Source organism: Natrialba taiwanensis DSM 12281, from assembly GCF_000337595.1.
Taxonomy (GTDB): Archaea; Halobacteriota; Halobacteria; order Halobacteriales; family Natrialbaceae; genus Natrialba; species Natrialba taiwanensis.
This window is the reverse complement of sequence record NZ_AOIL01000042.1, coordinates 54,436-77,710: the sequence shown is the minus strand read 5'-3', so window position 1 is coordinate 77,710 and position 23,275 is coordinate 54,436. Positions and strand designations below refer to the sequence as shown.

The following is a 23,275-nucleotide window of genomic DNA, read 5'->3' as shown; positions in this document are numbered from 1 at the left end:
GCATGGAATCGAACGGAAAGACGACGGCGAGTCGCGACCGGCGACGACACACAACACGCGGACCCGATCTATGCCACTAATCGACGACGACGGCAGCCTCCTCGGCGTCATCAACGTCATCGACGCACTCGTCGTCGGACTGTTGCTCGTGGTCGTCGCCGCCGGCGTCGGTCTCGTCGTGACCGGAAATTCGGGCGGCGAACCGGCCACAGCCGCCGAGCCGAACGGTGACCCGGAGACGCGATACGTCACGCTCGAGTTGGGCTCCCAACCGGACTACGTCGCTGACCGACTCGACGAGAACGAAACCGCCGCCATCGCCGGTAGCGACGACAACGTGTCTCTCACTGATGTCTTCGTCACCGCACCCGCAGCCGACGGGAGCCAGACTGTTCGCGTCCGCGCAGCAGTCGACGGAGTGGCCGGCGGCGACACTCACGATCTCGATCGCTTCCGCGTCGGCGGCGACCCGCTCCGCCTCGGTGACAGCCTCCGCCTCGATCTGGGCTGGCACGCCACGAACGGCACCGTCACCGATCTCAGTACCGAAGGGGAAACGCTCGCAATCGAACCGACGACGACCGTCGTCGATGTCGAACTCGACAACGTTGATCCCAACGTCGCGGACGAACTCGGGGTAAATATGAGCGAAACGGCCCGCGGCGAGACGATCGCGACCATCGAGTCCGTCGAGCGCGAACCGGCGACCGTGATCATCGAAAGCGACGACGGGAACATCTACGAGCGCGAACACCCGCGGAACGAGCGGGTAACCCTCACGGTCGAGTTACAAACCACTGCGCACGAACGCGAAACCGGCACCCGATTCCGGGGTGACCGACTCGAGGCCGGAACCACTATTGCACTGGACCTCGACACGACGACTGTCAGCGGAACCGTCACGGACATCGAGTGACGCTGGTGTCTGCGCGTCATCCGTCGTCTATGGTCGATCCAGAAATCCGTCCTCCGGAGCCAGTCGAACGCTCGCACCGATCACTGACGAGTTCACCTCGTCGGAAGCGGGAGGAAATCCGTGTCTGAGTCACCGGACGAGCCGTCAGCGGATTCCCGAGCAGACGATGAGCAGTCGCCCGTCCGCGATTACGTCGAGACAGCCGTCGTGAACTCGCGACTCACCGCCGTCGGCTCGTCGCTGTCGCGGGTCGGTTCCCGGGTCCGGAACTGGATCGCGAACTCGCGGCTCGCTGCCCGCGGATCGTCGCTATCGCGATACGGAGCCCGGATTCGCGGCGCTATCGTGAACTCGCGGCTAGCCGCCATCGGCGCGACCTGGACGGGATACCTCAAGTCGACGTACTGCTATCGCTGGCTGACGACGGAACCCGAGCCCGAGGTCATCGTCATCGACCTCCGCGAGACGCGAGCGGTCGGCCCCATTATTCGGGGTATTGATCGCGTAGCGGGCGAACTCGCGGCCGCACTGGAAACGTCCGGCGTTGCTCGACGGGGACGGGACCTGCGGGACGCAATTCGTGCACGGCCGATTCGCGTGACGAGTCTGGTCGTCCTTCCGGCGGTTGCCGCGTCGTTGCTCGCGTCGATCGCCGTCGGGAGCGGGGGATCGGTATCGACGCCCGTCATCATCGGCCACTTACTCGTCGCCGGCCTGGCAGCGGTCGGCACCCGCTCCCGGCGAAGTCTGGCTGCCCTGCTGGATACCCGCGCCGGGCAGGTGCTCGTCGCGGCGTTCGAACCACCTGAGCCGCCGGCCCGAGCGAACTCGCAACAGCGAGGGGAGCACGACCACCAGTCCGGCACGGAATCCCCACCGGAACAGCACGAGCGGTGATCGCACCGCTCGCTGCACTCGATTACTCGATGTCTTCTCGGCGGCTTTGGATACCACCCTCGAACGAGTCGTCGATACGACTCGGCGTGCGATTTCGAGCGGCGACAGCAACCGATCCCGTGGACAGCCGTCGTCTTCGGAGCGTCACAGGCGGTTGTCTCCCGTGTAGACTGCCGCGGACTGCTCGCAGGGAGACCCGCAGCTACCGCCAGTGCAGACAGCCGCTCGTGAACCGCGGCGTCGAGGGTCGTGTAGAGATGACGGCTCTCGCCAGCGAGTCAGCGTGAACTCGGGAGCGAAACCGGCGGATGGACGCTGTTATCCGTGGACATCAGTTGTCGGTGGAGACGACTCGGGTGACGCGTCTTCGTCCATCCCGTTCGACTGCCGGTCTCGGTTTGGGTCGCTCCGTGTTCGACCGGTTTCGCCCGGAATCGCGGCATCGGCGGGGAGGATCAGCCGTCGTTCGGTGTACTCGAGGCCGTTCTTGCGCTGGGTCGTCCGCCGAACCGCGAGTCGGTGCTTCGAAAGATCGAGCAGGGCGTCAATGGTCCGCGAGACGAGTTTTTTCGCGTAGGTCTCGCTCGTCCCGGGTTCCTGTCGTCGAATCCAGTGTTTCAGATCGCTCGCCGTGACGAACGCGCGAACGTTCTTGCAGCCGGGCTCCCAGGGATCGTCGCCGATGCTCGGGTCGGTACGTGCCTGCCAGAGTGCGGCCGCGAGTCTGGTCGGGACCGTGTTGGCGGCTGCCCGGCGTCTGTCCGTGTCCATCCTGGCGAGTTGCTGGATCGGCAGCAAGTCACCGTAGGCGAGCGAGACGTGCCCCGAATCGAGCGGGTCGGCGCTGTCCGGAACGCGAAAATATGAACGGCCGTCGTCCTTGGTGATCCGTTCGAGCCGATCACCCTGCACCTCGAGTTCGTGTTCGTCGACGGTGGCGGTTTCGAGGTGGGCTCCCTTCTCGAGTTCGCGCGCCTGGAGTTCTTCGATGCGGGCCTTGTTCGCGCCGGTACGGTTGCGCGTGGCGTCGGCGAGCGCGTCGATTTGTTGGAGGCGGTCGTCGTGGGCGTCGAGGCGGGTAGCGTGATCGTGGCAGGCGTTCTCGTGCGTCTCCAGGCGGTCGTCGTGGTCAGCGAGACGCGACTCGAGGGTGTCGAGGCGGTCTATCGCCGTTTCGAGTCGGGCTTCGAGGGTGGCGATCCGATCGTCCTTGCGCCGGAGTTCAGCCTCTAGTGTTTCGACGCGCTCGCGGAGCGTGTCAGTCATCGTCCTCACCCCGGTCGTCGGTCTGTAGCGAGTCGTCCTCGAACGTCTCCGGATCCGGACCGGAGTAGGTCGTGACGCCCTCCGGGCGGTAAGGAATCGCCGCCTCGGGGCCGATCAGGAGCAGGCCGATCCGACTGGTCTCGGCTCTGATCTCGCGAAGTCGCCTGCGGACCTCCCGGCGCTGTGTCGCGTCGAGGTCGTCGATGGCGGGCGCGTCCGGTGGCGTCGTCTTGACGAGGAGCGCCCTCGTGAGCTGGTCGATAGCTTCGAGGTGGGTCTCGAGTGGGTCGTTCGGGTCGATTGCGTCCTGCCGGTCGGGGCTTTCATTACCCCGTGTCTCGTCGTTTGACATGGCTTCCGTAGGGGAATTACGGGAGCTTCTCGCGGACTCGGTGTCTGCAGCACCGATCCGCATTTTCGACTTTCTAGAGAGTCGAATCCGCGTATAGCGTCCCTACCAAGACGTACAGATTCATGTTACTTAGTTTCTAGTGTATATGGCCCATATTTGGACCATATAGCTCAACAAGCGTCCGATCCGGTGCAATTAATCACCAAACAGATGACCTCCGAGACATGCGGGCCCGCGTATCGTGGATGAACGAAGCTGACGATGCAATTTTAGAGTATCTTCAAGAACTAGAGACCAATGCGGGCCATCGGATTGCACTCCCACCAACAACCGTCTGGTACAATCTTGTCGAAGAACTCGGCGTTCTCGACCGAAGCCAAAATACCGTCTCTCGGCGGATGAACGTCCTCTCAGATGCTAACTTGCTCGAAAAGATCGATGAAAAACGCGGCTACTATCGAATCACAGATCGCGGTCTTGCCTATCTTCGTGGTGAGCTTGCTGCAAGTGAACTTGAAGAAAATAGATAACCAAACATTTTGACTCAAGACAATACGATGATGATATGGATCATTGATGACTCAGTCCCCTAATAACTTATTGAGTTAATGATTTTGTAATACAACTACAAATCTTCTGAAATGTTCATCAATTGGATTTGGTAACCGTTGTGCAAAGTCATCAATTTCCTCAGAAGATAGAACTCCAAATTTCACTGTTAATATAATATATACAATGAACCCAATCGGAGGGACGATAGATAGGGATAGGTAAGAGGAAGAGATTATAGAAGAAATACCAAAAATAACGATTGAAGATGTTAGAGCAACAAACACAATCTTTGAGAGTCGGAGATCACTGACTGGGTCAAACCCAATTTTCCGGGCGGCTATAACATGGAATACAACCATTGACCCATAACTAATACTAGTAGCAACAGCAGCTCCAGATATCCCATATAATGGTATCAATAAAAGGTTTAAACAAAGATTCATGACTGCTGCAGCACCGGTCGCTAAAATCAGAATACGAAGTTCACCCTTACCTTGTCCAACAGCAAATATTGGTCTAGCAAGTGCAAATCCAAGTGTGCCAGGTAATAGTAACAGTAGGGGTCGAACAGTTGGAGAGAAATCCGGACCAAAGTACACTGTAACAAAATCATTAGCAAGCGCTGCAAGGCCAACTGAGAATAAAAGTACTAGTAATAGATTGTATCTAGTCACCTTAGAAACAATATTTGTTATCTCTGAAATCTTGTTTTTTGACCATAATTCAGAGGATGAATGGAGAAGGAACATTTGAATTGCATTTGGAACAAACCAAAGAAACTCAGCAACAACAAGCGCTGCCCGATAGTAACCAGTTGCCTCGCTCCCAGTTATTGGACGAAGAAGAAGAATATCAACATGATATAGTGAAGATGTCATAAATATCAGTATAATGCTGAAGAAATTGAATGAAAGTAAGCTTTTCTTTGGGAATTTTGCTGGAACACGGGTGAAAACATATCTGGTATTTAGATGGCGGAATAATATCATAAAGGCGAGAAGAGAGGTTATGAGACTTGCAAGAATGTGTCCCAAAAGAATACCAGCAACATCATATCCAATATAAGCGAATGAAAGGCCAAAAATACCGAAAAGTACTTTTTTGAGAATACTGAGTGGTTCGCTCTGATCCTCAAAACCAAGGCCCATTAATCCACCTCGAGCGACAGAATATGCTTGTCGGCTAATGATCAGAGCAGCAAGCAAATAAAAATAAATAGAGAAATTAGAATTGAAGAATCGATCAGATAGGCCAAACCAGGAAAATAGTATAAATAAAAAGGCTGCAAGAGCAGCCAATTGAGCAGCTACGCGCAGATAAAATCCAAAAACATGCTCAACCCAATTAGAATCTTCTCTATCTTCTGCAATATACTTTCGAGCACCATCAAAGATACCAGCATTGGCGAGAATCATCGTAATTCCTAAAATAGAGAGAATAAATGCATAATCACCATACAGAGAACTACCAAGCAAACGCACGAGAATAGGTGTTATGAATAATCCAAGTAGGAGAGTTGTGATTTTAGCTCCAAGGATTGATATAAATCGCCGAAATAGGCTAGTCTGCATTCTACTTAATGGCTATTTCGATGCTCGTAAAAAAACCTCGCTTCGCTTCTGAGGAATCTCAGCTACATCAAACCCGGCCCCTTCAAGGAAGGCGCGCACTTCTGATACAGTACCACCAAACTCGGGAAGTTTCTCCGGATGCACTTCAACATATACTAGTCGGGCGTGTTCATGGATCGTTTTTTTAAACCCACGCAAGGTTGACAATTCTGCTCCTTCTACATCTATCTTTAATACTGTTGGAACCTCCAAATTACGTTGATCAATTATTGAGTCTCCTCTTGCAGCTTCAACTTTGATTGTATCTTCACCATCGGTCAGAGAGATTGCATGTTCTCCTTCACCAGTTTCGTTCCCAGAAAGCGCAAAGTCAATAGTTGTGTTAGTGTCTGTTAATGCCACTCTGATGATTTGACTATCAAAATCGTTTAAATCAAGATTATCTTGTAGACGCATCGCATTATGTGGTTCTGGCTCGAATGAAACGATTTGTCCACGGTCTATTTTTGGTGCTACAAAACAGGTATAAGTCCCCACATTTGCTCCAATATCATAGAATACATCATCCGAATCTATTGAACATAATAAATTCTTTATCACTGGTTGTTCATGATTTAGGTTCTGGAATCGCATGAATTCAGTGAATGATTCGGTCCGAAATTCAACGCTTTGATCAACAATAGTATGAGTTTGAGTATTATTGGAAAATCTATGAACGAGAGACCAATAGGGGCCAGAGAGATATTGGTCAAGTCCGATCTGACGGATGTATTTTTCAACATTGCTCCCATGAAATAAGCATCTCAAATATCGCAATCCGTTATTGATGGGTTTTCTCACTGGCATATTGTGTTCTAATGGCCGTTCTCCATCCGTATTAGGTTAGCTATTTTTGGCATAGGTTATCAATTGTTAGCCCCTATAATTTGATGGTAGAGACTATTTCCAGAGTAGATCTTCTGGATTATATTACATCCGCCAGCTATTACAAAACAACTATGTGTCTGCCTATATCCAAACCAGAATGAGAACCATGCAGTTGAGTCAACTCAGTATACACCCAGTATATGAATAATATAAAATACTATTTGAGAGATGAAAAGAAGAACACAAAGAGAGTAGTGTCATATGTGATATTGTATTCATTAGCTCTAAATACTTTCTTTTTGCGTGGGTTTGATGTACCACTAAACTTACCATATATTGATAGTCTTTCTTATTTCATACCCATCCTCATAGCATTATCGTCGGTTTTTGTGCTATTTACTACTCTGCAATACAATACTCGTATTGATCATGTAACAATATATATGATGTTTCTATTCATATGTTGTTCTTCATTATCATTTGTTTATAATATATCAGCATTTAGCCGGAATGGTGTAGTGTTTATATTCTTCACAGAGTTTTGGGCGAACATAGCATTATTTGCAGTCACAATCATTCTATCCCAATATGTGAGGGCAAAAAACATCTTATACTCAATTTTTTTATCAGGTGTTGTATTTAGTGCTATAGTTATATACATTGCATTGACTATTGGAGGTGCACGGCGGATTGGGAATACAGAACTAGCCATCGGAGTTAATCATCTATCACATGGCATGGCAGTCGCTTTTGTTGTTGGTGTTTGCCGCTACTACTATCAAGATGGCAACAATATATTCGGAATAGCCGGTCTAACAGTAATTTTATCAGGACTGATTTTAACAGGATCTCGTTCGGCTCTATTGGGAGTTGGAATGTCTGTAGTGATTTTTATGGCTCTACTAGAACGGGATACAATTTTTAGATTTGCAAGGACCATTGTGACAGCAAGTTTTGGAATACTATTTATTTCGCTTGTCGCTATTGATCTACCTGGGATAACTAATCGGCTGCTATCAATTGATTATTTGGCAGGGAGCTTAGCTTACCGGGGAAACAGATATCTGGAAACAATATCAATTGCAGTATCAAATCCTGTAAGCACCCTATTCGGAGTTGGTGTACACAATTACGTTCCACTATCTATTGGTGAGCCAATTATCTATGATCCTCACAATATCTGGTTGAGTTTTGCCTTGTATCTTGGAATACCAGCAGCGCTCACATATACCGTCCTACATGCATACATCTTCACATCACTACTCCGGTTGTCTATATCAATCAGAGAAGAAGAAAGGATTGCTGTTCTGTTGTCCCTAGTTATTGTTTCTGTATATGTATTCTTCTCGGGTCGTATGACAAGAATATACACGATCTGGCTAATTATGGGCTTAGCTGTTGAACAATTATATCAGAGTTCAGACCGTATATCGTTCAATAAGAACCAATGCTAAGATTCTAACTAGATGTCTCTCAATCTAGTAAATCTCTGGTGGTTTTCTCTATGGTTTCCAAAGTCCCTCTCTTTTTAATTGAATCGCGAAATCTACCTATGAAGGAGTACGAAGAGAATCTATTTGTTCTCATTTCCTTCATAATTGACCGAAGATAGAAAATCAGACCAGGACTCCTATTAATTAACTGTAGAGGATATCTTTTTGTGGTAAATACCCTCATTCCAGAATCTTTGTTCAATTTTCTCTCTAGATTCGAGATCCCCACTGGATGTCTACCATGAATGATTTTGACATCAGATGTTAGAAATCCGACCGATCCACGATATCTTATACGGCAGTTATATTCACTAGGAAGTGTCGCGATTCGAAGATTACTTTCATAAAGTGCTTCCCGAAAAGCCGGTTGGTTAAGCCTACTATCACTTCTATTCATTAGCTCATCATATTTTGTTTCCCAATTATCCAAAAAATCATAAACAGATTGACAGCGTTTCAAGCCAACGACACCAGTATTATAGAGAGGGAATGCATTAGGGACATCTCGAGCTACATTCCCGCCTATATCTCTTGATACTCGGCTACCAGGATTGTGAGCAGCGGCAATATCGAATTCCGATAATAGAGAAAATACAGGGGTAATATCTCCACTGACATATGTGTCTGTATCTAAGACTAGGTTTTTATCATACGGAAGTAGATTGGGAGTTATGATTGAATCCCCATAGTGGCCCTCATAGCTCTCAATGGTATTTATAGAGTCTAGCAACCGCACTTCGTTTTTTCCAACTAAACCTTTATCGTTGGTATGTAAGGTTATATTGATATCAGAGGTCTCTTCTTTCAAACTACGGATAGAACCCATTGCTTCGTCAACATATTGTGCACCTGTGGCAATATATACTGCACCACAAGTTTTTCCCATGAGGTAGTTACAACACCACAAATACAATATTCTTCCGGAGTTATTCAACTATCAATATTCTGCATTGCTTTCAACTATAGGAGCAGTACAAATATCAACAATTTGGTCCCAAGTATGATGTTCGGCAACGTATTTCCTACCTCTTTGTCCCATCTCTGAACGGAAACTCCTGCCTGCATGTTCCAAATCTACTATTGCATCAGCAACCCTCTCTGGAGTGACCTTCTCTAACATCTCACCGGCTGGAAGTTCCTCAACAAATTCCAGTTCAGGTGTTCGTGATGTGATGATTGGGCGTTCACAAGCCAAATACTCATAGCATTTAATGGGGTTTGAAGGCCTATCATCGTCAGAAACTCCATAGAGAACATCACAAGCCGAAATGTAGGTTGGGACAGAATCATGGGGTACGTGACCGGTGAAGACAACACGCGATTCAATATCTTTTGTATCACAAAGTGATTGAAGAGCCTCTTTTTGTGGCCCATTACCGATAATTAGTAGTTTTATTGACTCCAATTGCCTCTGGCAGATAGCGATCGCTTTAATGAGTGATCGAAGGCGGTGTCGTTGTCGTACACTACCAACAAATCCGACAACAAAGTCTTGAGAAGAAAATTGGATATCAAGTTTGTCGCGTGCAGAGTTCTTGGGTATCGCATGAAAGCGTGAAGTGTCAACGGCATTCGGGAATACTTCAGTTTTCTCTGAGAGGCCCCACCCTAGAGTTTGCAGTCGCTGCTCAATCTCCTCATAGGCAATAACAATTTTATCTGCTGAATTGGAATTCTTTTTAATAACATGATGAGCGAGTTTCCCAAATTGTTCTTGACTTCGATCATCTAAGGCAGCTAAACCCCGGATCAAGAGTACATATTTTGTTCCAAAGATATCCGAGGCAAGTGGTGGGAGAATATGTGATGGATGTGAACGAGTAACGAGAAAATCTGAGTTACGACACTGCCAGAGGTGACGTAGGAGTTGGGGTTGTGAATAGACATACCACTTCTTTGACCCATCCTTTAGAGGGAGAAAAAGAACCTGTGACGTAGCCTTAAAGACTGCATTGGCGCTAGATTGCTGTGGACGTGGCACAATAAGTTGCAACTGAATGTCTGGATCAACTGCGAATGCCTTCACGATTTCTCGTGTAGCAATATTTCGTCCAGACGATCCCGAGAGATCGGCGCTTGTGACAAAGCAAACAGTCGTTGTCATAAATATCCTAGATCAGCCAATCGGTCTTGGACGATGTTATCATCATATGATTGAGGATCACTAGTAGGACTAGTATCCTCAATGATTTCCTTTCTTGTTTCTCCTTGGACCTCTAACCATGGAACTGATAGTAGTTCTGGATCGGGGAATGATTTTGGATGACCATTGATTCTAACCGGTAGAGAACCGATTTTCTTCCGAAAAAGGTTACCGTGGTCACTGGATATAACTGTCTTGCCAACTAACGAATCTACAAGATCACAAACGGATTCAAGAGCAATATCTAAGTTTTCTTCATAAGCGGCTTGTGCCAAATCGGTATTAATCTTACCCGCAGCTAGTAAATCCCAAACCGAAGTCGCTTCTCTATCTTCAACATTCCCTGTGAATGTTGCATGCTCGCCAATTTCACTACCTTTGCCACCAATAAATGGATAATGGGGCTGCATATAATGTACTATAAGCCGTTTATGCGGATAGAATCGCGCAATCTTTTTGGCCTGATCAGTGACATCCCAAGGTGGAATCGTACGTAAATCATCATCCCAAAAATCCTGCCAAAGGTGCTCTAGGTGATGAAATTTGTCTCCCTGCCCAGCCAACTGTGGGCTCGCTGTTATATATACAGTGTCTTGGAAGTATTTATTGATGTTTTTTTCAACGAATTCTGCTGTATGACTTGATGTAGAATAGATTTTCCTAAGATTACCGTCAATAGAGTTGTGCTTCTTAAACGTATCATATCGACAAGCATCCAGAATAATAAGATTATCCCAGTCCATCTCAAGGATGTTTGATTGCTCAGATGGTGGTTCAATAAAAGGTCGCGCTACATTTGACTTTACCGTTCTAATAGCAGTCCACGGATGATTGATTGCAGCCCGCATTTTTGACATGTCGATTTATTCCTCTACACCTCTTGTTACGGCCCATCCGGTATTAGTTCTGTGAACATATTATGGTCAGATCGGAGATCTGCAACGAATTACGGTGCGCGAAGGGAAGTACGTCCTAAAGTAATCAATACATTCCATTCGATAACACTACGACATAGTGGGATAACATTAGGTGCCTAATCCAAGTACCCGAGATCACGAAGATGTTCTTCGTTTAGCTCACCAGTGACAACTGCCGCATCATCGATAGCCGAACCGCGTTCTTCGACGAGTTCCATGAGTGCAGACCAGAGTTCCAGTTCGTCTGAATCGTCTGGAGTCTCCTCACCCGTCGACGTAAAACGAATGGTATCTGAAATCTCGTCGACAGTATACTCCGTCAGTACAACTTGATCCTGCGCATTGAGGTGTCCACCGAACAATTTCGTTCCATCTGCTCGACGGACACCGCGATAGGTGTGGGTCTCATCTGTTCCAGGGACCTCCCATTCAGTTACAAAGTGGGCGGTTTCAGCAGTCATATCCGCAGGAGTTGGTAGAGTCTCCTCGGAGTCGCCGTCTACCCGGAAGTCAACTGCTGTGACGATTGTCTCGTAGAGGTTGGCAAGCGTTGCTTGGCGAGTGACTGTTTCGCGAGACCACTCCGGAATCGAGATGACGAGGGGGACCCGGACGGACTCTTCCCAGATCGCCGGTGGAACGTGGCCCATCATCCCGTACTGGTCGTGCGACAGGCATTCTCCGTGATCGGCGGTCAGAACAAAGACATCTCGATTAGGATCGTACTGTCCACTTGCTTCTAGCTGTTCAATAAAATCGAGTATTTGATCGCCCTGATACTCACATGCAGCCTCGTATACCTGTTTTACGTCGTCAAGTTCAGCGCTCGAATAGCCTTCTCCGTTTGCCTTTATAGCGTTCCGGCTAAGTTGGCTTAATTCGTTTCTATTTTCTGTGGTATTGAACTTGTACTTACCGAGATAATCCGTCGGTGGTTCAAACGGATGATGCGGATCCATATAGTGAATCCAACAGAACGTGGGATCCGTCTGGGCCGTCACCCAGTCGATCGCCGACTCATTGAGGGAGCTGGCAGGTCGATAGAAATTCTCGTCAGCGCCCAGCGACTGCGTAAACCGTTTGAAGATGTTGAAATACGTCCACTCAATTGCCGGGAACAGCGGTTCTATCGGCCCGTTCTGGAGGGTCGTTGAGAGCTTTTTCTTCCACGTCGGTTTCCCGAGGTCTCCGCCGTCGAAGCCGCGATCGTAGTTATAGTCCGCACCGAACAGAAAGTTATCCGTCCAAAGCCCCGTTCGATAGCCCCAATCCTGAAAAACTTCAGCGAGCGGAGCAGGCTCTCCAGATTCGGGTAAGCCCCACGTCTCGAGTTCGTCAGTATACGATCCCGTTGCAAGCATCGGCATTGATGAACTCGTCTGTGTGGCGGTCGATACCGCATTTGTGAAACTCACTCCCGTTGTCCGATCTGCGATCGTTTCCTGAAAGTCCGAGAAATAATCGTATCGCAGAGAGTCAACTGACAAGAAAAAAACGTTCGGTGCCTCCATTGGTACCAGCGGTTTCTATATGAATTCGTAAAATGATATCGATGGGCAGCTATGCTAGGAGTGACTCTAATGTGGCTGTAGTCGCTTCAACGGTTGTTCGCCACTGATGAGTCCTCGTTGCAAGTTGACGGCCGCGTTTCGCGAGATGCTCTCGAGTATCCGGTTCCGAAAGTAAGTGATCAATTTGTTCGGAGAACGCTGCCGGCTTCTCTGGTGGTGCCGTTTTACCGCCGTTTCGAACGGTTTCCCGAATGTGATCCAGATTCGAGGCTACAACGGGGGTTTCCGAAGCAAATGCCTCAAGGACGGTACGGGGGAGCCCCTCAGCAGTACTCGGAAGCAGGAGTACATCGGCAGTTCGATAAATAGCTGGCATTTCATCGTAGGGGACTTGCCCGAGGAGCGAAACAGACTGGTTTAGCTCGTTATGAGCAATAAGATCCTCAAGCTCTCCGCGTAATGCGCCATCGCCGCAGATATACAGCGCTAGTTCGGGATGCTTCGACTGGAGACGGCTAACGATATCGATGGCAACGGTTGGCTGTTTTCCCTCGACTAACCGTCCGACGAACAACACGACAGGCCCATCACTCTCGATCAACTCACTCTCTGAACCGTTAGGCGTGAACCGTTCGGTATCGATCCCGTTCGACACCACCTCGATCCGACTCGAGACGCCGAACTCGCGCACGCGTTCCTTGTCGGTGTCCGTGTAGCAAAACACGACGTCGGCCTGGTTGAACGTCCATCGGCCGATCGACCGCAGATAGAGATCGAAGACCCACTCCGGCGCGTTCTGCGAGTACAGTCCGTGGTTCGTGATCGCGAGCGGAATATCCCCGAGGAATCGCTTCAGTGCAGCCAGATTCGTCGCAAAGTACAGATGCGAGTGGGCATGCATTACGTCGAAATCCTCGGCTGCGGAGAGATACTGCGCGAGCCCGGGGCTGATATCGTTCCCCAGGAGCGTCACTGCGGGATCGTACCGAACCACCGTGTATCCGTCGCGTTCTTCAACGTGAGGAAGGGAGTCGTCGTACCGCACCGTCAGGACGGTCACGTCGTGTCCCATCGCCGCCTGGTCGCGACTCATCGCGTGGACGTGGTACGGTCCGCCCCCTTTCACGTCGGGATAGACCTTCTGTGCGACCCGAAGAATTCGCATTCGTCCGACATTCACAGCGACGGGGCTAATGCGTTATCGTTCGTCTCAATCACTGCCGGTGGAATCGGTCCTCATTCCCGAGTGCAGCCAAACAGACAACCCACACCAATCCGAAGCATAACGACCAAGTACCGAATCCGAGAGCACGAAAACGAATGCGCCCGGCAGTCAGAGTCGTCGTTGGAACACTGCTCCTCACAACCCTCGCCGGGCTCTGTGTCCACTACGGCGCAACCTACGATGAGCGCTGGCCCCATCCGACGGGAGATCAGCTGCAGGACGACCCCGGCCAGTTCACCGACCAGCAGGTCCTTCTGTTCGGAGAGGTCCAGACCGCGGCCGAAGACACGATCGTCATCCACGTCCACGACGACGCCGACGACATCGCGGCTGAACTCGAGGTGACGAACGTCGACAAATCAGTCGAGCCAGGTGGCATGGTACAGGTGTACGGTGTGCTCGACTCGGATCAGACGATGACGGCCGAGAAAACAGTTGTCGTCAACCGAAGCGACGGCGCATCGACGTACAAATACGTCGTCTCTCTCGCTGGAGCTCTCCTTGCAATCAGTTATTTTTGCAAACACTGGCAACCCCTTCCGCAGAAACTCGGATTCGAGCCGCGAACGGGCCGGACAGAACGCGATACAGAAGGACCGAACGATGGCTGACCTCCTGACCCACGTCCTTGCGGCCTACGCGCTCTTCACCGTCGCGAGCTGGCGATTCGAGTGGCTCACGAAACGCTGGGTGGCGATCGCGATGATCGGGGCACTGCTTCCTGACCTCAACCGGCTCGGACTGCTCGTCACCGATGCAACGCTCGAGTCGGTGCTCGGAGTGCCGTTTAGTCTCGACGCGATGCAGACGATCGGTGGCGTCTGCCTGCTCGCCGGTGTCGGTGCCGTCGTCCTCACAGAGCGTCATCGACGAGCATTCGGATTCCTGCTTGCGGGAGCGTTCTCACACCTCGTCATCGACGGGCTCAAAGCATACGCCGATGGCGCAGCTGGGACGTGGCTCTATCCGATCACGTGGTACCGCCATCCGACACCGAATCTCTACGTCTCATCGGACCCTACCGTGCTTGTCATCACAGGAATCATCGCCGGGAGCGTGTTCCTCTACGAACGATACTGGCTGTGAACCGGCGGACGAAACACCGGCCCACGGGCCACAGGACGAGTTCAGTTGCCGCGACGAAGCGTGATCCACAGATCGGTGAGGACGGTCCACACCTGCCGAATCACGATCTTCACATCCATCCAGAACGACTGGCGGCGAATGTACGCGAGGTCGTAGCGCAATTTCAGCCGCGGATCGGTACTCTTCGCGTCGTTTATCTGCGCCAGTCCGGTCAGCCCGGGTTTGACGAACCAGCGTTTTCGCCATGCAGGCGCGTCCGCTTCGAGCAGGACCTCCTCTTCGGTCCAGGCGGCACGGGGGCCGACCACGCTCATATCCCCGATCAGAATCGACCACAGCTGGGGTAACTCGTCCAGGTGGGTTTTCCGCAGCAGGCAACCGACGCGCGTGATGCGGTCGTTTTCCGAATCCGAAGCAGGAGCCGCGGACTCACCTTTGGGAATCATCGTTCGGAACTTGTAGACGGAAAACGTGTCGCCGAAGCCGGCGGTTCGATCCTGACTGTACAGCACCGGGCCGGGACTGTCGAGTTTGATTACAACCGCAATTCCGGTCACGAGCGGCACGGCCAAGACCAGCCCGGTGAGCGCAAAGGCGATGTCGAAAACGCGCTTGAACAGGTGATCGAGCGGGTCCCAGGGTTCGATGTCTACGTCGACGAGCGTTCCGACGGTCCCCTCTGCAGCCAGTACGCAATCGGCGTACTCGCGGTGGACCTTCGCGTCGACACCGTGTGCGTGACAGGCATCGAGTGCGCCGAAGAACTCGGCGCGGTCGGCGTGGCGGAACGCGAGGACGACGGTGTCGATGTCGTACTCCACCAGAACGGTTTCGAGCCGAGAGAGACCGCCGATCCGCTCTAGCCCGGGTTGCTCCGCCGTCGAGTCCGACTCGAGTTCGGAGGAGGCAGTTGCAGAGATCGAGAGGCCGCCGTCGGCCGCGGGCTCGGCGTTGTCGCGCGGGGAGAGAACGGACGGGCAGAGATAGCCGAGAATTGGCATCGAGATGGTCGTCGGGATCTGGGCCAACTGCTCGGGGTCGTCACCGACGAGTAGGAGGCGATCGGAATCGTCGGTCGGTCGGCGTCGGATCCAGACGAACCAGGCTGGGAGGATGAGTCCGAGCACGCCGACGGTCATCACGAGCGTCGCACGCGGAAGGCGGTATGACCACTTGAAATAGCCGAGTGTGGCGAGCGCGAGGCCGCCGACGAGGACGCGCTTTTGCGTGAGAAAGACGGTATCGAGAACGCGTCGCGGTTGGGGTCTATAAAGCGGGAACAGGCTGGTGGTGATGGCGAGGACGGTGAGGGTAAGCGCCCAGACGAGAGAGTCGCCGCCCAAGACGGTGACCTCCAGTCGGTTGAAAAGCGGCACGTGCGTCGTGAATAGCGACTGCGCCACCGGATGGTTTGCAACACTCAGCGCGCCGAATACGGCAAGTATCGCACCGAAAGCACTTACCATTCGATACTGCCAGCCGGTCACCATTCGTTCCATGCCACACCTACGGATGGTATAACATATTTCATGTTAGATAGTGTATATTTGAGATAGAAACATAGAGACTCACTCGCCTGTTGAACTCCGCTCACCCAGTGTTATCACGGATTGGCACCGTCATGGAGTCCGAGAGATAGTATCAGGTTCGGAGAATAGCTGCAGGTTCTAAACCGTCAACACCGTGGTCGCTCTCAAACGGTGAGTTGAGACGGCACGCATTCGCATCGAACAGCGACGTTAGTCCAGCGGAACCGACTCCCCCGACTCGACTGCAGACCGGGAAACGTCGACCGACGCCGTGCCAACATCGTACTCTCCGGGGTACGGGACGGTGACGGAGAACGTGCCGTCATCGCCGACGGTCGTTGATCGCTCGTACGTGAGTGTTTCGCCGGAAACGTCGGTCTCAGTTTCGACGGTAACGTTCTCGCCGGCCTCGCCCGAACCGGTAATCGTCGCGCCGGGGACGACGGCAAACGCTGTTACCTCCTCGTCGAGGTAGATCGCCTGGTAGTGCGTGAGCGGGTCAGTCTGGGATCCGCCCGTACCGTACTCCTCGTGGAGTCGTGATTGAGTCATCTCCGCGGATACGTTGCTCTGGTCGGTCAAAACCACGTAGCCAACACGGTCTCCGAACTGGTCGTACCAGCCGTCCGGATCGGTACCAGTTTGGAAGTCACCAAACGTGTTCTGAGCATAGCTGTAGCTCTGGGACTCTCCACTGACGAAGTAGTTGTACAGTCGGTTGTCTCCCCAACGACTCAACACGAAGGTGGCCGGGTACTCGCGATCCGTCTCGAGGGCGTGGTCCTCGATGGCGGTCGTTGCCTCTAGTTGTGCGTCACTGTGGGTCGTCTGTGCACTCAGTGATGGAACGAAAATCAGGCTCATTCCACAGACGAGAAGCACGATCCATCCGAGTGTGGCGAGTTTGCGGACATCCCGCGGAACGATGATTCCCGGCTTGTAGTCACCGCCATCGGTCACGGTGTCACGAGTTCGCCACGACTCACTCGGGTCGTCGTCCGTCGTGGACGTTCGGAATGGGCGTGGAACCCGAGCTAGATCGACCCAGGCGAGGAGAGCAACGAGTCCCAGTCCGCCGAGCACGGCGAGTGGAATCGCGAGTTGTGCTGCAAAGCGGACCTGCAGTGTCGCCATCACGAGCCAGAAGACGGTGTAGACCGACAGCAAGAGCCAGCCGGGTTCGTACCGTCGTGACGCAACCCAACTCGCCCAACCGAGAACGATGACCGCGAGATAGAAATTGATGCCGAGGTGTGCCATCGGTTCGAGAATGATAGAGTTGTCCGTCGAGAAGACCGATCCCGTCTCCGTTGCCCCAGTTCGAAATAGCAGATCATCGGCCCGAGTCTGCAATCGTGTCCAGTCCGTCGGACGCAATGAGCGAACCACACCGATCCCCACCGCAGTGAGCACCGCTTCGATTCCAATCAGTCCGGATGTCGGAACACTGAACTCGAGACGATGCCACGCCTCGCCGAGGACAATGACGCCGAGACTACCGGCGACGAGAAGTACCGAGACGACCGCCGTAAACGATTCCTGCCATCCCCAGCGGAGATAGAAGAAGACGCTGAGCGCGCTGCTTATCCCTAGTCCAGTCAGCAATGGAACGTTTCCAAGCGTCGGTGACAGCCCCGCACGGACATCAAGTGGAACCTTCAACCCGATATAGATGGCGACCGGGAGGAACATCAGCACTGAACCGCCCCAGGCGTACGCCGAGAAGGTGAGTGCAATGCCAAAAACGATAGTAGCGACCCACGTCCAGGGGGAGCGACAGTGCTCAAGGAGGGGGTCCCGCGTTCGGTCCGACGAGTCTTGGGATCGCCGCCGAAGGTCGACGGCCAGCCAGGCCAGTGCCAACAGCGTTACGCCGAGCCAGAAGTATTGGTGCAATCTGTGTTCGAGGAACCCAACCCCAGAGTAGACGGCGTGAACCGGTGTTAACGCGAGGAGAACCACCGATGCGATACCGATACGAACGTCGTCCGTGACGACAACGGCGAGCCAATAGACGACGATCCCCAAGGCAAGCGTCGCGACGACAGGGAGCCATGCAGTGACGATGTCTGCCGCCCCCTGGCCACCACCGAGTACCTCTGCGAGCAGCCAATTTGCAGCGTGCGTAAACGGCCGCCGCTCGGCGGCTCCGTCGGGCATCGACGTAACCACACTCCAGTCGGTCAGCCCATCGGATGACGCGAGGAACTCAGTCATCCAGTACCGATAGTAGTAGGGATCGTTGCCCGGCGAGACGACGCGGTCGCCGCGAAACACCGCCCCGTAGTTCAACAGGCGCATCACCAACAGAATTGCGAGTGCTCCCACGAACGCAGCACCCGTGTGGATATCAACGGCGACGATCCTCGATCGAATATATCCTGAATTCGAGTCAGAATCGGATTCGGATTCGGAGGTGATCTCCTCGTCAGTTAGCGCTGCACGAATTCCATTACGGCTTGAGACACGATACTCGCCGCCATCCTTGACGACGATATTACGCGAAACGAGTTCACCAAACGTCCCCGAATCCAGCGGTAGATCCGAAAATGTCCAGGTTTCAGTGTCGTGATCGGCATCGATTGCGAGGACTGTTTCGAGGATCTGTTCCCCGTCATCGTACTCCTCGCAGAACGACGCTGCCGTATCAGCGACCGCCTGGGGATGGGTTCCGGAAGCCGGATCGTCGGCATCGGCCATTGGGCGTACGTCCATGTGCGGGCGGATAAAGACTGCGAGACTGACCAACAGGGGGACGACGATAGCTGAATCGACGGAAGACAGCTATCGACCAAGCGTAGGTAGAACGGTGAGGTTATGCCCCGATTTGATGTGAGTTTCAATTCATCTCCGCTTCCGGCGCGTCAACGGCGCGTCCGCTGACTTCGGCGGGCGGCACGGCCTCGCCTTGCAAGAACGCTTCCGCCCGGTCCCGATCTGCTGGATAGCCAACGTCGATGCGCCAGCCTTCCATGCGGATCGCATCGATCGTCCGGCCCGATTGAATCAGGAGATCGATCGCATCCGAGAGTTCGTACTCGCCGCGGTCGCTCGGCTGGACGAGTCGGCAGGCGTGGAAGATCGCCGGCGTAAACGTGTAGAAACCGGTCATGACGAGATTCGACGGCGGGTCGTCGGGTTTTTCGACGACCTCGACGATCTCGCCGTACTCGTTCGTATCGAGCACGCCGTAGCGCGAGGCCTCCTCAACGGGCACCGTTTCGACGAGAAACGCCGCGTCGGCGCGGTCCTCGTGCTGGCGAGCGACGACATCGCCGAGGTTCGCCCGGAAGACGTTATCGCCGAGCATGAGCATGAACTCGTCCTCGACGAGCGGTTCGACTTGGAGGATGGCGTGTGCGAGGCCGAGCTGTTCGCGCTGGTGGGCGTAGGTGATCGGGACGTCGCGGTAGGCGTCGCCGTAGCGGTTGATGAGTTGCTCTTTCAGGTGACCGACGACGACGATCAGTTCCTCGGCACCGACCGCGAGCAGGTTGTCGAAGACGTCTTCGATGATCGGTCGACCGTCGACCTCGACGAGCGCCTTCGGCGTGTCATCCGTGAGCGGCTGCAGGCGAGTCCCCTTGCCGGCCGCGAGAACGACGGCTTGCATAGACAGAGCCCACTTCGAGGACGAGTAAATAGGTGGCCCCTGTGACTGCAGACGACACTCGTAGCGAACCCCGACGAAACGCAGACCGACGTGACTGGAGCGGACATAGCTGTATGCCACAATTAACGCTGAATCTGATCTTCTGCTGGAAACCAGTGTGTTTAGCGCTACAGACCGCAGCGAGAGTGCGTTTACCTCAACATAGTGGGGTGAGTGATATCGAGGATACACCACGTCTCGTGAACACTGGCCATCAGCAACCGGTGATCACGTACTGCAAATAACCCATCAACTGAATTGAATTGTAGAACGACAGTGACAACCGAGACGAGGTGACTTCGATTCGGATAGACTTCTGTGATGGCTTACAGATAACTCGTTCAGTGGCCGAGACTCACGGAAATGGGATTACACGTATGCCGGTCGAGAGAAGACGAATCAGACACTCCATAGCGATTTCCTATTGAGACAATACTGAACGATACCGTCCCGTTGTTTCAGCATATATTCCCCTACAGTTTACTTTCAAGATAAACAATGCGAGCCTATAATATTCCCAACCAACAGTGATTTCTGACAGGTTTGGCTTCTGGTTATCTACCGGAGTCAAGCTTCTGAAACAGAGACTATGACCGACCAAACACGCCGAACAATACTGAAAACGATTGGTGGAACAGGTGCCATTGGGACAATCTACATGTCTCAATCCGTGGGCGCACAAGAAGAATGTGACGTAGAATTAGACGCGCTGAATTTCGGTGAAGTGTGTGCTGATGACACGGGTGAAAATTGTCTCGATGAAAGTGTTGAAGTCGATCTCAGCACTCTCGGCCTCCCGCTCGATGTCTTCGAGCTCGCAAATGTCGACATTGTCGGTGACGCGGACGTGTTCGCTGTCGATGCGTCACTTGATGAGAGTGTCCTCTCGGTGTCAGCGTCGTTTTGCCCGACGATCACCGGGGATTTCGAGGCCACTGCTATTATTACGGTCGAAGATCCGGTCCTTGGTATCCAGGCCACTGTTTGCCTGGGACTCTTCGGTACTGGCCTCGACTGTGATGGAAACGACTGTGACGCGGAATTAAACGCGCTGAATTTCGGTGAAGTGTGTGTCGATGACACGGGTGGAAACTGTCTCGAGGAAAGTCTCGAAGCCGATCTCAGCACCCTTGGACTCCCTCTTGATGTCTTCGAACTCGTAAACATCGATGTTGTCGGCGACGCGGACGTGTTCACTGTCGATGCGTCACTTGACGACAGTGTCTTATCGGTGTCAGCGTCGTTTTGCCCGATAATCACTGGTGATTTCGAGGCCACTGCTAGAATTACGGTCGAAGACCCGGTCCTTGGAGCCCAAGCCACCGTTTGTCTGGGGCTCTTCGGTACCGGCATCGACTGTCCTGACGAGGGTCCTGTCTTCGACGTAACAGTTGATAGCACGAACGATCCAGTCGACCCAGGAGAGCCGCTCGAAGTTAACGCCACGATCGAGAACACTGGAACCGAAGAAGGAACCCAGGAAGTCACGCTTGAACTCGATGGCACAGTCCAGGACACGGCAGAGGTCACGCTCGGGCCCGGTGAATCCGAGTCAGTAACGCTAACCGCCGACACCGCCGGACTCGACCCCGGCGAGTACACGGCCACTGTCTCAAGCGACGACAACACCGACGACGCCACAGTCACGATCGGAGACGAACCGAGTGAACCGGCGTTCAGTGTTACCATCGAAGGAACCAACGCGCCCGTCGAACCGGGCGACCCCCTCGAAGTCGACGCGCTCATCGAAAACACGACCGATGAAGAACTCACCCAAACGGTCTCACTTGAACTCGACGGTGAGGTTCAGGACACCGCTGAGGTGACGCTCNTGAAGAACTCACCCAAACGGTCTCACTTGAACTCGACGGTGAGGTTCAGGACACCGCTGAGGTGACGCTCGGTCCCGGTGAATCCGAGTCAGTAACGCTGACCGCCGACACTACCGGACTCGATCCCGGCGAATACACGGCCATCGTTTCGAGCGAGGACGGCTCCGACCAGACAACGGTCACGATCGGCGACGAGCAGGCTGGCCCAGCATTCGATGTTACCATCGAAGGAACCAACGCGCCCGTCGAACCTGGTGATCCCCTCGAAGTCAACGCACTCATCGAAAACACGACCGATGAAGAACTCACCCAAACGGTCTCACTTGAACTCGACGGTGAGGTTCAGGACACCGCTGAGGTGACGCTNTGAAGAACTCACCCAAACGGTCTCACTTGAACTCGACGGTGAGGTTCAGGACACCGCTGAGGTGACGCTCGGTCCCGGTGAATCCGAGTCAATAACGTTGACCGCCGACACTTCCGGACTCGATCCCGGTGAGTACACGGCCATCGTTTCGAGTGAGGACGGCTCCGCCCAGGAAACGGTCACGATCGGCGACGAGCAAACTGGCCCGACATTCGAGGTCAGTATCGGTGATATCAATACGCCGATCCAACCCGGTGAGCCGATCGAAGTCGACGCGACCATCGAAAACACGACTGATGAGGAACTCACCCAGACAATCTCGCTCGAGCTCGACGGCGAGATCCTCGATACGGTAGAAGTCACACTCGGACCCGGCGAGTCCGAAACGATAACGTTGACCGGCGACACCACCGGACTCGACCCCGGCGAGTACACGGTAACCGTTTCGAGCGAGGACGACTCCGTCCAGGAAACGATCACGATTGGCGACGAGACCGGCGAGCAGCCGACGGTCACCGTCTCGATCGGCGAGACGAATTCCCCGGTCGAACCGGGTGAACCGCTCGAGGTCGTCTCAACCATCGAGAACACCGGAGATACGGAGACGACACAGGAGATCACCCTCTCGCTCAACGGGTCACCCGTCGACGAAACGACGGTTACACTCGGTCCGGGTGAATCGGATACGGCAACCCTGACTGCCAGCACTGACAGCCTCGAACCCGGCACCTACCTGGTAACCGTCGCCAGTGCCGGCGACAGTACACAGGCGATCGTGACGGTTGCAGAGGAGTCAGACGAGCCTGGCGATGGTGGCGACGGCGGTGACTCGGAGTCGAACCAGACTGTGATCCAGGACAACAGTAACAGCCAGGTTGCCGAATCGACCGATGGCGATATCACCCAGTCACAGGCTGTTTCGCAATCGAACGAAGCCAACGTCTCCGGTTCGACAGCCGCTTCGGACATCGACTTCGATTCGCTCTTCGAAGACACCACCGATGACTAACTGACCGCCCGGCCGTTCCGCAACCATCTTTTTTGTTCGCTGTACCGGTCGTCGCTGTTGGCCACTCACAGAATCGTTCGAGTTCATCTG

General features: G+C 53.2%; 20 protein-coding genes. 8 read left to right on the top strand and 12 right to left on the bottom strand.

The genetic code is table 11. The features are described from left to right. Window positions 1-70 precede the first annotated feature (70 nt). Together C484_RS10885 and C484_RS10880 are read left to right on the top strand one after the other, a co-directional pair. On the top strand, window positions 71-916 hold the full coding sequence (locus C484_RS10885) for a DUF4330 family protein (RefSeq protein WP_006826002.1): 846 nt from the start codon (window positions 71-73) through the stop codon (window positions 914-916). A 120-nt stretch (window positions 917-1,036) separates the two neighbouring features. Continuing rightward, a complete protein-coding gene (locus tag C484_RS10880; protein WP_049915321.1) occupies window positions 1,037-1,813 on the top strand; it encodes a hypothetical protein in 777 nt (258 codons plus the stop codon). A 318-nt stretch (window positions 1,814-2,131) separates the two neighbouring features. On the opposite strand, the gene C484_RS10875 is transcribed toward C484_RS10880, so the two are convergent. Continuing rightward, window positions 2,132-3,079, bottom strand: coding sequence for a hypothetical protein (locus C484_RS10875; RefSeq protein WP_006826001.1), 948 nt, complete (start codon window positions 3,077-3,079; stop codon window positions 2,132-2,134). Then, a complete protein-coding gene (locus C484_RS10870) occupies window positions 3,072-3,431 on the bottom strand; it encodes a hypothetical protein (RefSeq protein ID WP_006826000.1) in 360 nt (119 codons plus the stop codon). The genes C484_RS10875 and C484_RS10870 overlap by 8 nt, the downstream gene beginning before the upstream one ends. Before the next feature lie 245 nt (window positions 3,432-3,676). Between C484_RS10870 and C484_RS10865 the strand changes: the two genes are divergently transcribed. Then, a complete protein-coding gene (locus C484_RS10865) occupies window positions 3,677-3,961 on the top strand; it encodes a hypothetical protein (protein WP_006825999.1) in 285 nt (94 codons plus the stop codon). Window positions 3,962-4,036: 75 nt separating this feature from the next. Here the strand turns inward: C484_RS10865 and C484_RS10860 are convergent, their stop codons facing one another. Both C484_RS10860 and C484_RS10855 read right to left on the bottom strand, forming a co-directional pair. Further along, window positions 4,037-5,554: an oligosaccharide flippase family protein gene (locus C484_RS10860; protein WP_006825998.1), complete on the bottom strand. Its 1,518-nt coding sequence runs from the start codon at window positions 5,552-5,554 to the stop codon at window positions 4,037-4,039. A 12-nt stretch (window positions 5,555-5,566) separates the two neighbouring features. Further along, window positions 5,567-6,187, bottom strand: a complete 621-nt coding sequence (locus tag C484_RS10855) for an FkbM family methyltransferase (RefSeq protein ID WP_239640968.1) — start codon at window positions 6,185-6,187, stop codon at window positions 5,567-5,569. A gap of 752 nt (window positions 6,188-6,939) precedes the next feature. Here C484_RS10855 and C484_RS22325 point away from each other — a divergent pair. Then, window positions 6,940-7,875 carry an O-antigen ligase family protein gene (locus tag C484_RS22325; protein ID WP_160164243.1) on the top strand — a complete coding sequence of 312 codons (936 nt, stop codon included), beginning with the start codon at window positions 6,940-6,942 and terminating at the stop codon, window positions 7,873-7,875. 19 nt (window positions 7,876-7,894) lie between these two features. Here C484_RS22325 and C484_RS23025 read toward each other — a convergent pair whose 3' ends face one another. The 5 genes from C484_RS23025 to C484_RS10840 all read right to left on the bottom strand — a co-directional run bounded on the left by C484_RS23025 (window position 7,895) and on the right by C484_RS10840 (window position 13,650). After that, entirely contained in the window at window positions 7,895-8,800 is a 906-nt protein-coding gene (locus tag C484_RS23025) for a hypothetical protein (RefSeq protein WP_006825996.1), read from the bottom strand. 51 nt (window positions 8,801-8,851) lie between these two features. Further along, complete coding sequence (locus tag C484_RS22320; RefSeq protein ID WP_083867332.1) at window positions 8,852-10,018, bottom strand: glycosyltransferase family 4 protein; 1,167 nt, start codon at window positions 10,016-10,018, stop codon at window positions 8,852-8,854. Then, window positions 10,015-10,914: a hypothetical protein gene (locus tag C484_RS23020; RefSeq protein WP_152422700.1), complete on the bottom strand. Its 900-nt coding sequence runs from the start codon at window positions 10,912-10,914 to the stop codon at window positions 10,015-10,017. Before C484_RS23020 ends, C484_RS22320 begins: the two co-directional genes overlap by 4 nt. Window positions 10,915-11,090: 176 nt before the next feature. Continuing rightward, entirely contained in the window at window positions 11,091-12,485 is a 1,395-nt protein-coding gene (locus tag C484_RS10845) for a sulfatase-like hydrolase/transferase (protein ID WP_083867331.1), read from the bottom strand. Between the two features lie 49 nt (window positions 12,486-12,534). Next, the gene (locus C484_RS10840; RefSeq protein ID WP_006825993.1) at window positions 12,535-13,650 is read right to left on the bottom strand and encodes a glycosyltransferase family 4 protein; all 1,116 of its coding nucleotides are present in this window, start codon (window positions 13,648-13,650) and stop codon (window positions 12,535-12,537) included. 155 nt (window positions 13,651-13,805) lie between these two features. On the opposite strand from C484_RS10840, the gene C484_RS10835 reads away from it, so the two are divergent. Together C484_RS10835 and C484_RS10830 are read left to right on the top strand one after the other, a co-directional pair. Beyond that, window positions 13,806-14,321 (top strand): hypothetical protein, encoded by a 516-nt coding sequence (locus C484_RS10835; RefSeq protein ID WP_006825992.1) that lies wholly within the window; start codon window positions 13,806-13,808, stop codon window positions 14,319-14,321. Further along, window positions 14,314-14,796, top strand: coding sequence for a metal-dependent hydrolase (locus C484_RS10830; RefSeq protein WP_006825991.1), 483 nt, complete (start codon window positions 14,314-14,316; stop codon window positions 14,794-14,796). Before C484_RS10835 ends, C484_RS10830 begins: the two co-directional genes overlap by 8 nt. 41 nt (window positions 14,797-14,837) lie before the next feature. On the opposite strand, the gene C484_RS10825 is transcribed toward C484_RS10830, so the two are convergent. From C484_RS10825 to aglF, 3 genes are all read right to left on the bottom strand, one after another. Beyond that, window positions 14,838-16,286 carry a sugar transferase gene (locus tag C484_RS10825; protein WP_006825990.1) on the bottom strand — a complete coding sequence of 483 codons (1,449 nt, stop codon included), beginning with the start codon at window positions 16,284-16,286 and terminating at the stop codon, window positions 14,838-14,840. A gap of 249 nt (window positions 16,287-16,535) precedes the next feature. After that, window positions 16,536-19,025, bottom strand: a complete 2,490-nt coding sequence (locus C484_RS10820; RefSeq protein ID WP_006825989.1) for a hypothetical protein — start codon at window positions 19,023-19,025, stop codon at window positions 16,536-16,538. A 139-nt stretch (window positions 19,026-19,164) separates the two neighbouring features. Next, window positions 19,165-19,938 (bottom strand): UTP--glucose-1-phosphate uridylyltransferase AglF, encoded by a 774-nt coding sequence (gene aglF / locus C484_RS10815; RefSeq protein ID WP_006825988.1) that lies wholly within the window; start codon window positions 19,936-19,938, stop codon window positions 19,165-19,167. Between the two features lie 628 nt (window positions 19,939-20,566). On the opposite strand from aglF, the gene C484_RS10810 reads away from it, so the two are divergent. Both C484_RS10810 and C484_RS10800 read left to right on the top strand, forming a co-directional pair. After that, entirely contained in the window at window positions 20,567-21,874 is a 1,308-nt protein-coding gene (locus tag C484_RS10810; protein WP_083867330.1) for a CARDB domain-containing protein, read from the top strand. A 399-nt stretch (window positions 21,875-22,273) separates the two neighbouring features. Continuing rightward, a complete protein-coding gene (locus C484_RS10800) occupies window positions 22,274-23,185 on the top strand; it encodes a hypothetical protein (RefSeq protein ID WP_152422699.1) in 912 nt (303 codons plus the stop codon). Window positions 23,186-23,275 lie beyond the last annotated feature (90 nt).

Bases quoted from the DNA above. Each gene is read 5' to 3' on its own strand.
- C484_RS10885 (WP_006826002.1), top strand. From the start codon at position 71: ATGCCACTAATCGACGACGACGGCAGCCTCCTCGGCGTCATCAACGTC.
- C484_RS10875 (WP_006826001.1), bottom strand. From the start codon at position 3,079: ATGACTGACACGCTCCGCGAGCGCGTCGAAACACTAGAGGCTGAACTC.
- C484_RS10870 (WP_006826000.1), bottom strand. From the start codon at position 3,431: ATGTCAAACGACGAGACACGGGGTAATGAAAGCCCCGACCGGCAGGAC.
- C484_RS10865 (WP_006825999.1), top strand. From the start codon at position 3,677: ATGAACGAAGCTGACGATGCAATTTTAGAGTATCTTCAAGAACTAGAG.
- C484_RS10860 (WP_006825998.1), bottom strand. From the start codon at position 5,554: ATGCAGACTAGCCTATTTCGGCGATTTATATCAATCCTTGGAGCTAAA.
- C484_RS10855 (WP_239640968.1), bottom strand. From the start codon at position 6,187: ATGCGATTCCAGAACCTAAATCATGAACAACCAGTGATAAAGAATTTA.
- C484_RS23025 (WP_006825996.1), bottom strand. From the start codon at position 8,800: ATGGGAAAAACTTGTGGTGCAGTATATATTGCCACAGGTGCACAATAT.
- C484_RS22320 (WP_083867332.1), bottom strand. From the start codon at position 10,018: ATGACAACGACTGTTTGCTTTGTCACAAGCGCCGATCTCTCGGGATCG.
- C484_RS23020 (WP_152422700.1), bottom strand. From the start codon at position 10,914: ATGTCAAAAATGCGGGCTGCAATCAATCATCCGTGGACTGCTATTAGA.
- C484_RS10845 (WP_083867331.1), bottom strand. From the start codon at position 12,485: ATGGAGGCACCGAACGTTTTTTTCTTGTCAGTTGACTCTCTGCGATAC.
- C484_RS10840 (WP_006825993.1), bottom strand. From the start codon at position 13,650: ATGCGAATTCTTCGGGTCGCACAGAAGGTCTATCCCGACGTGAAAGGG.
- C484_RS10835 (WP_006825992.1), top strand. From the start codon at position 13,806: ATGCGCCCGGCAGTCAGAGTCGTCGTTGGAACACTGCTCCTCACAACC.
- C484_RS10830 (WP_006825991.1), top strand. From the start codon at position 14,314: ATGGCTGACCTCCTGACCCACGTCCTTGCGGCCTACGCGCTCTTCACC.
- C484_RS10825 (WP_006825990.1), bottom strand. From the start codon at position 16,286: ATGGTGACCGGCTGGCAGTATCGAATGGTAAGTGCTTTCGGTGCGATA.
- C484_RS10820 (WP_006825989.1), bottom strand. From the start codon at position 19,025: ATGGCCGATGCCGACGATCCGGCTTCCGGAACCCATCCCCAGGCGGTC.
- aglF (WP_006825988.1), bottom strand. From the start codon at position 19,938: ATGCAAGCCGTCGTTCTCGCGGCCGGCAAGGGGACTCGCCTGCAGCCG.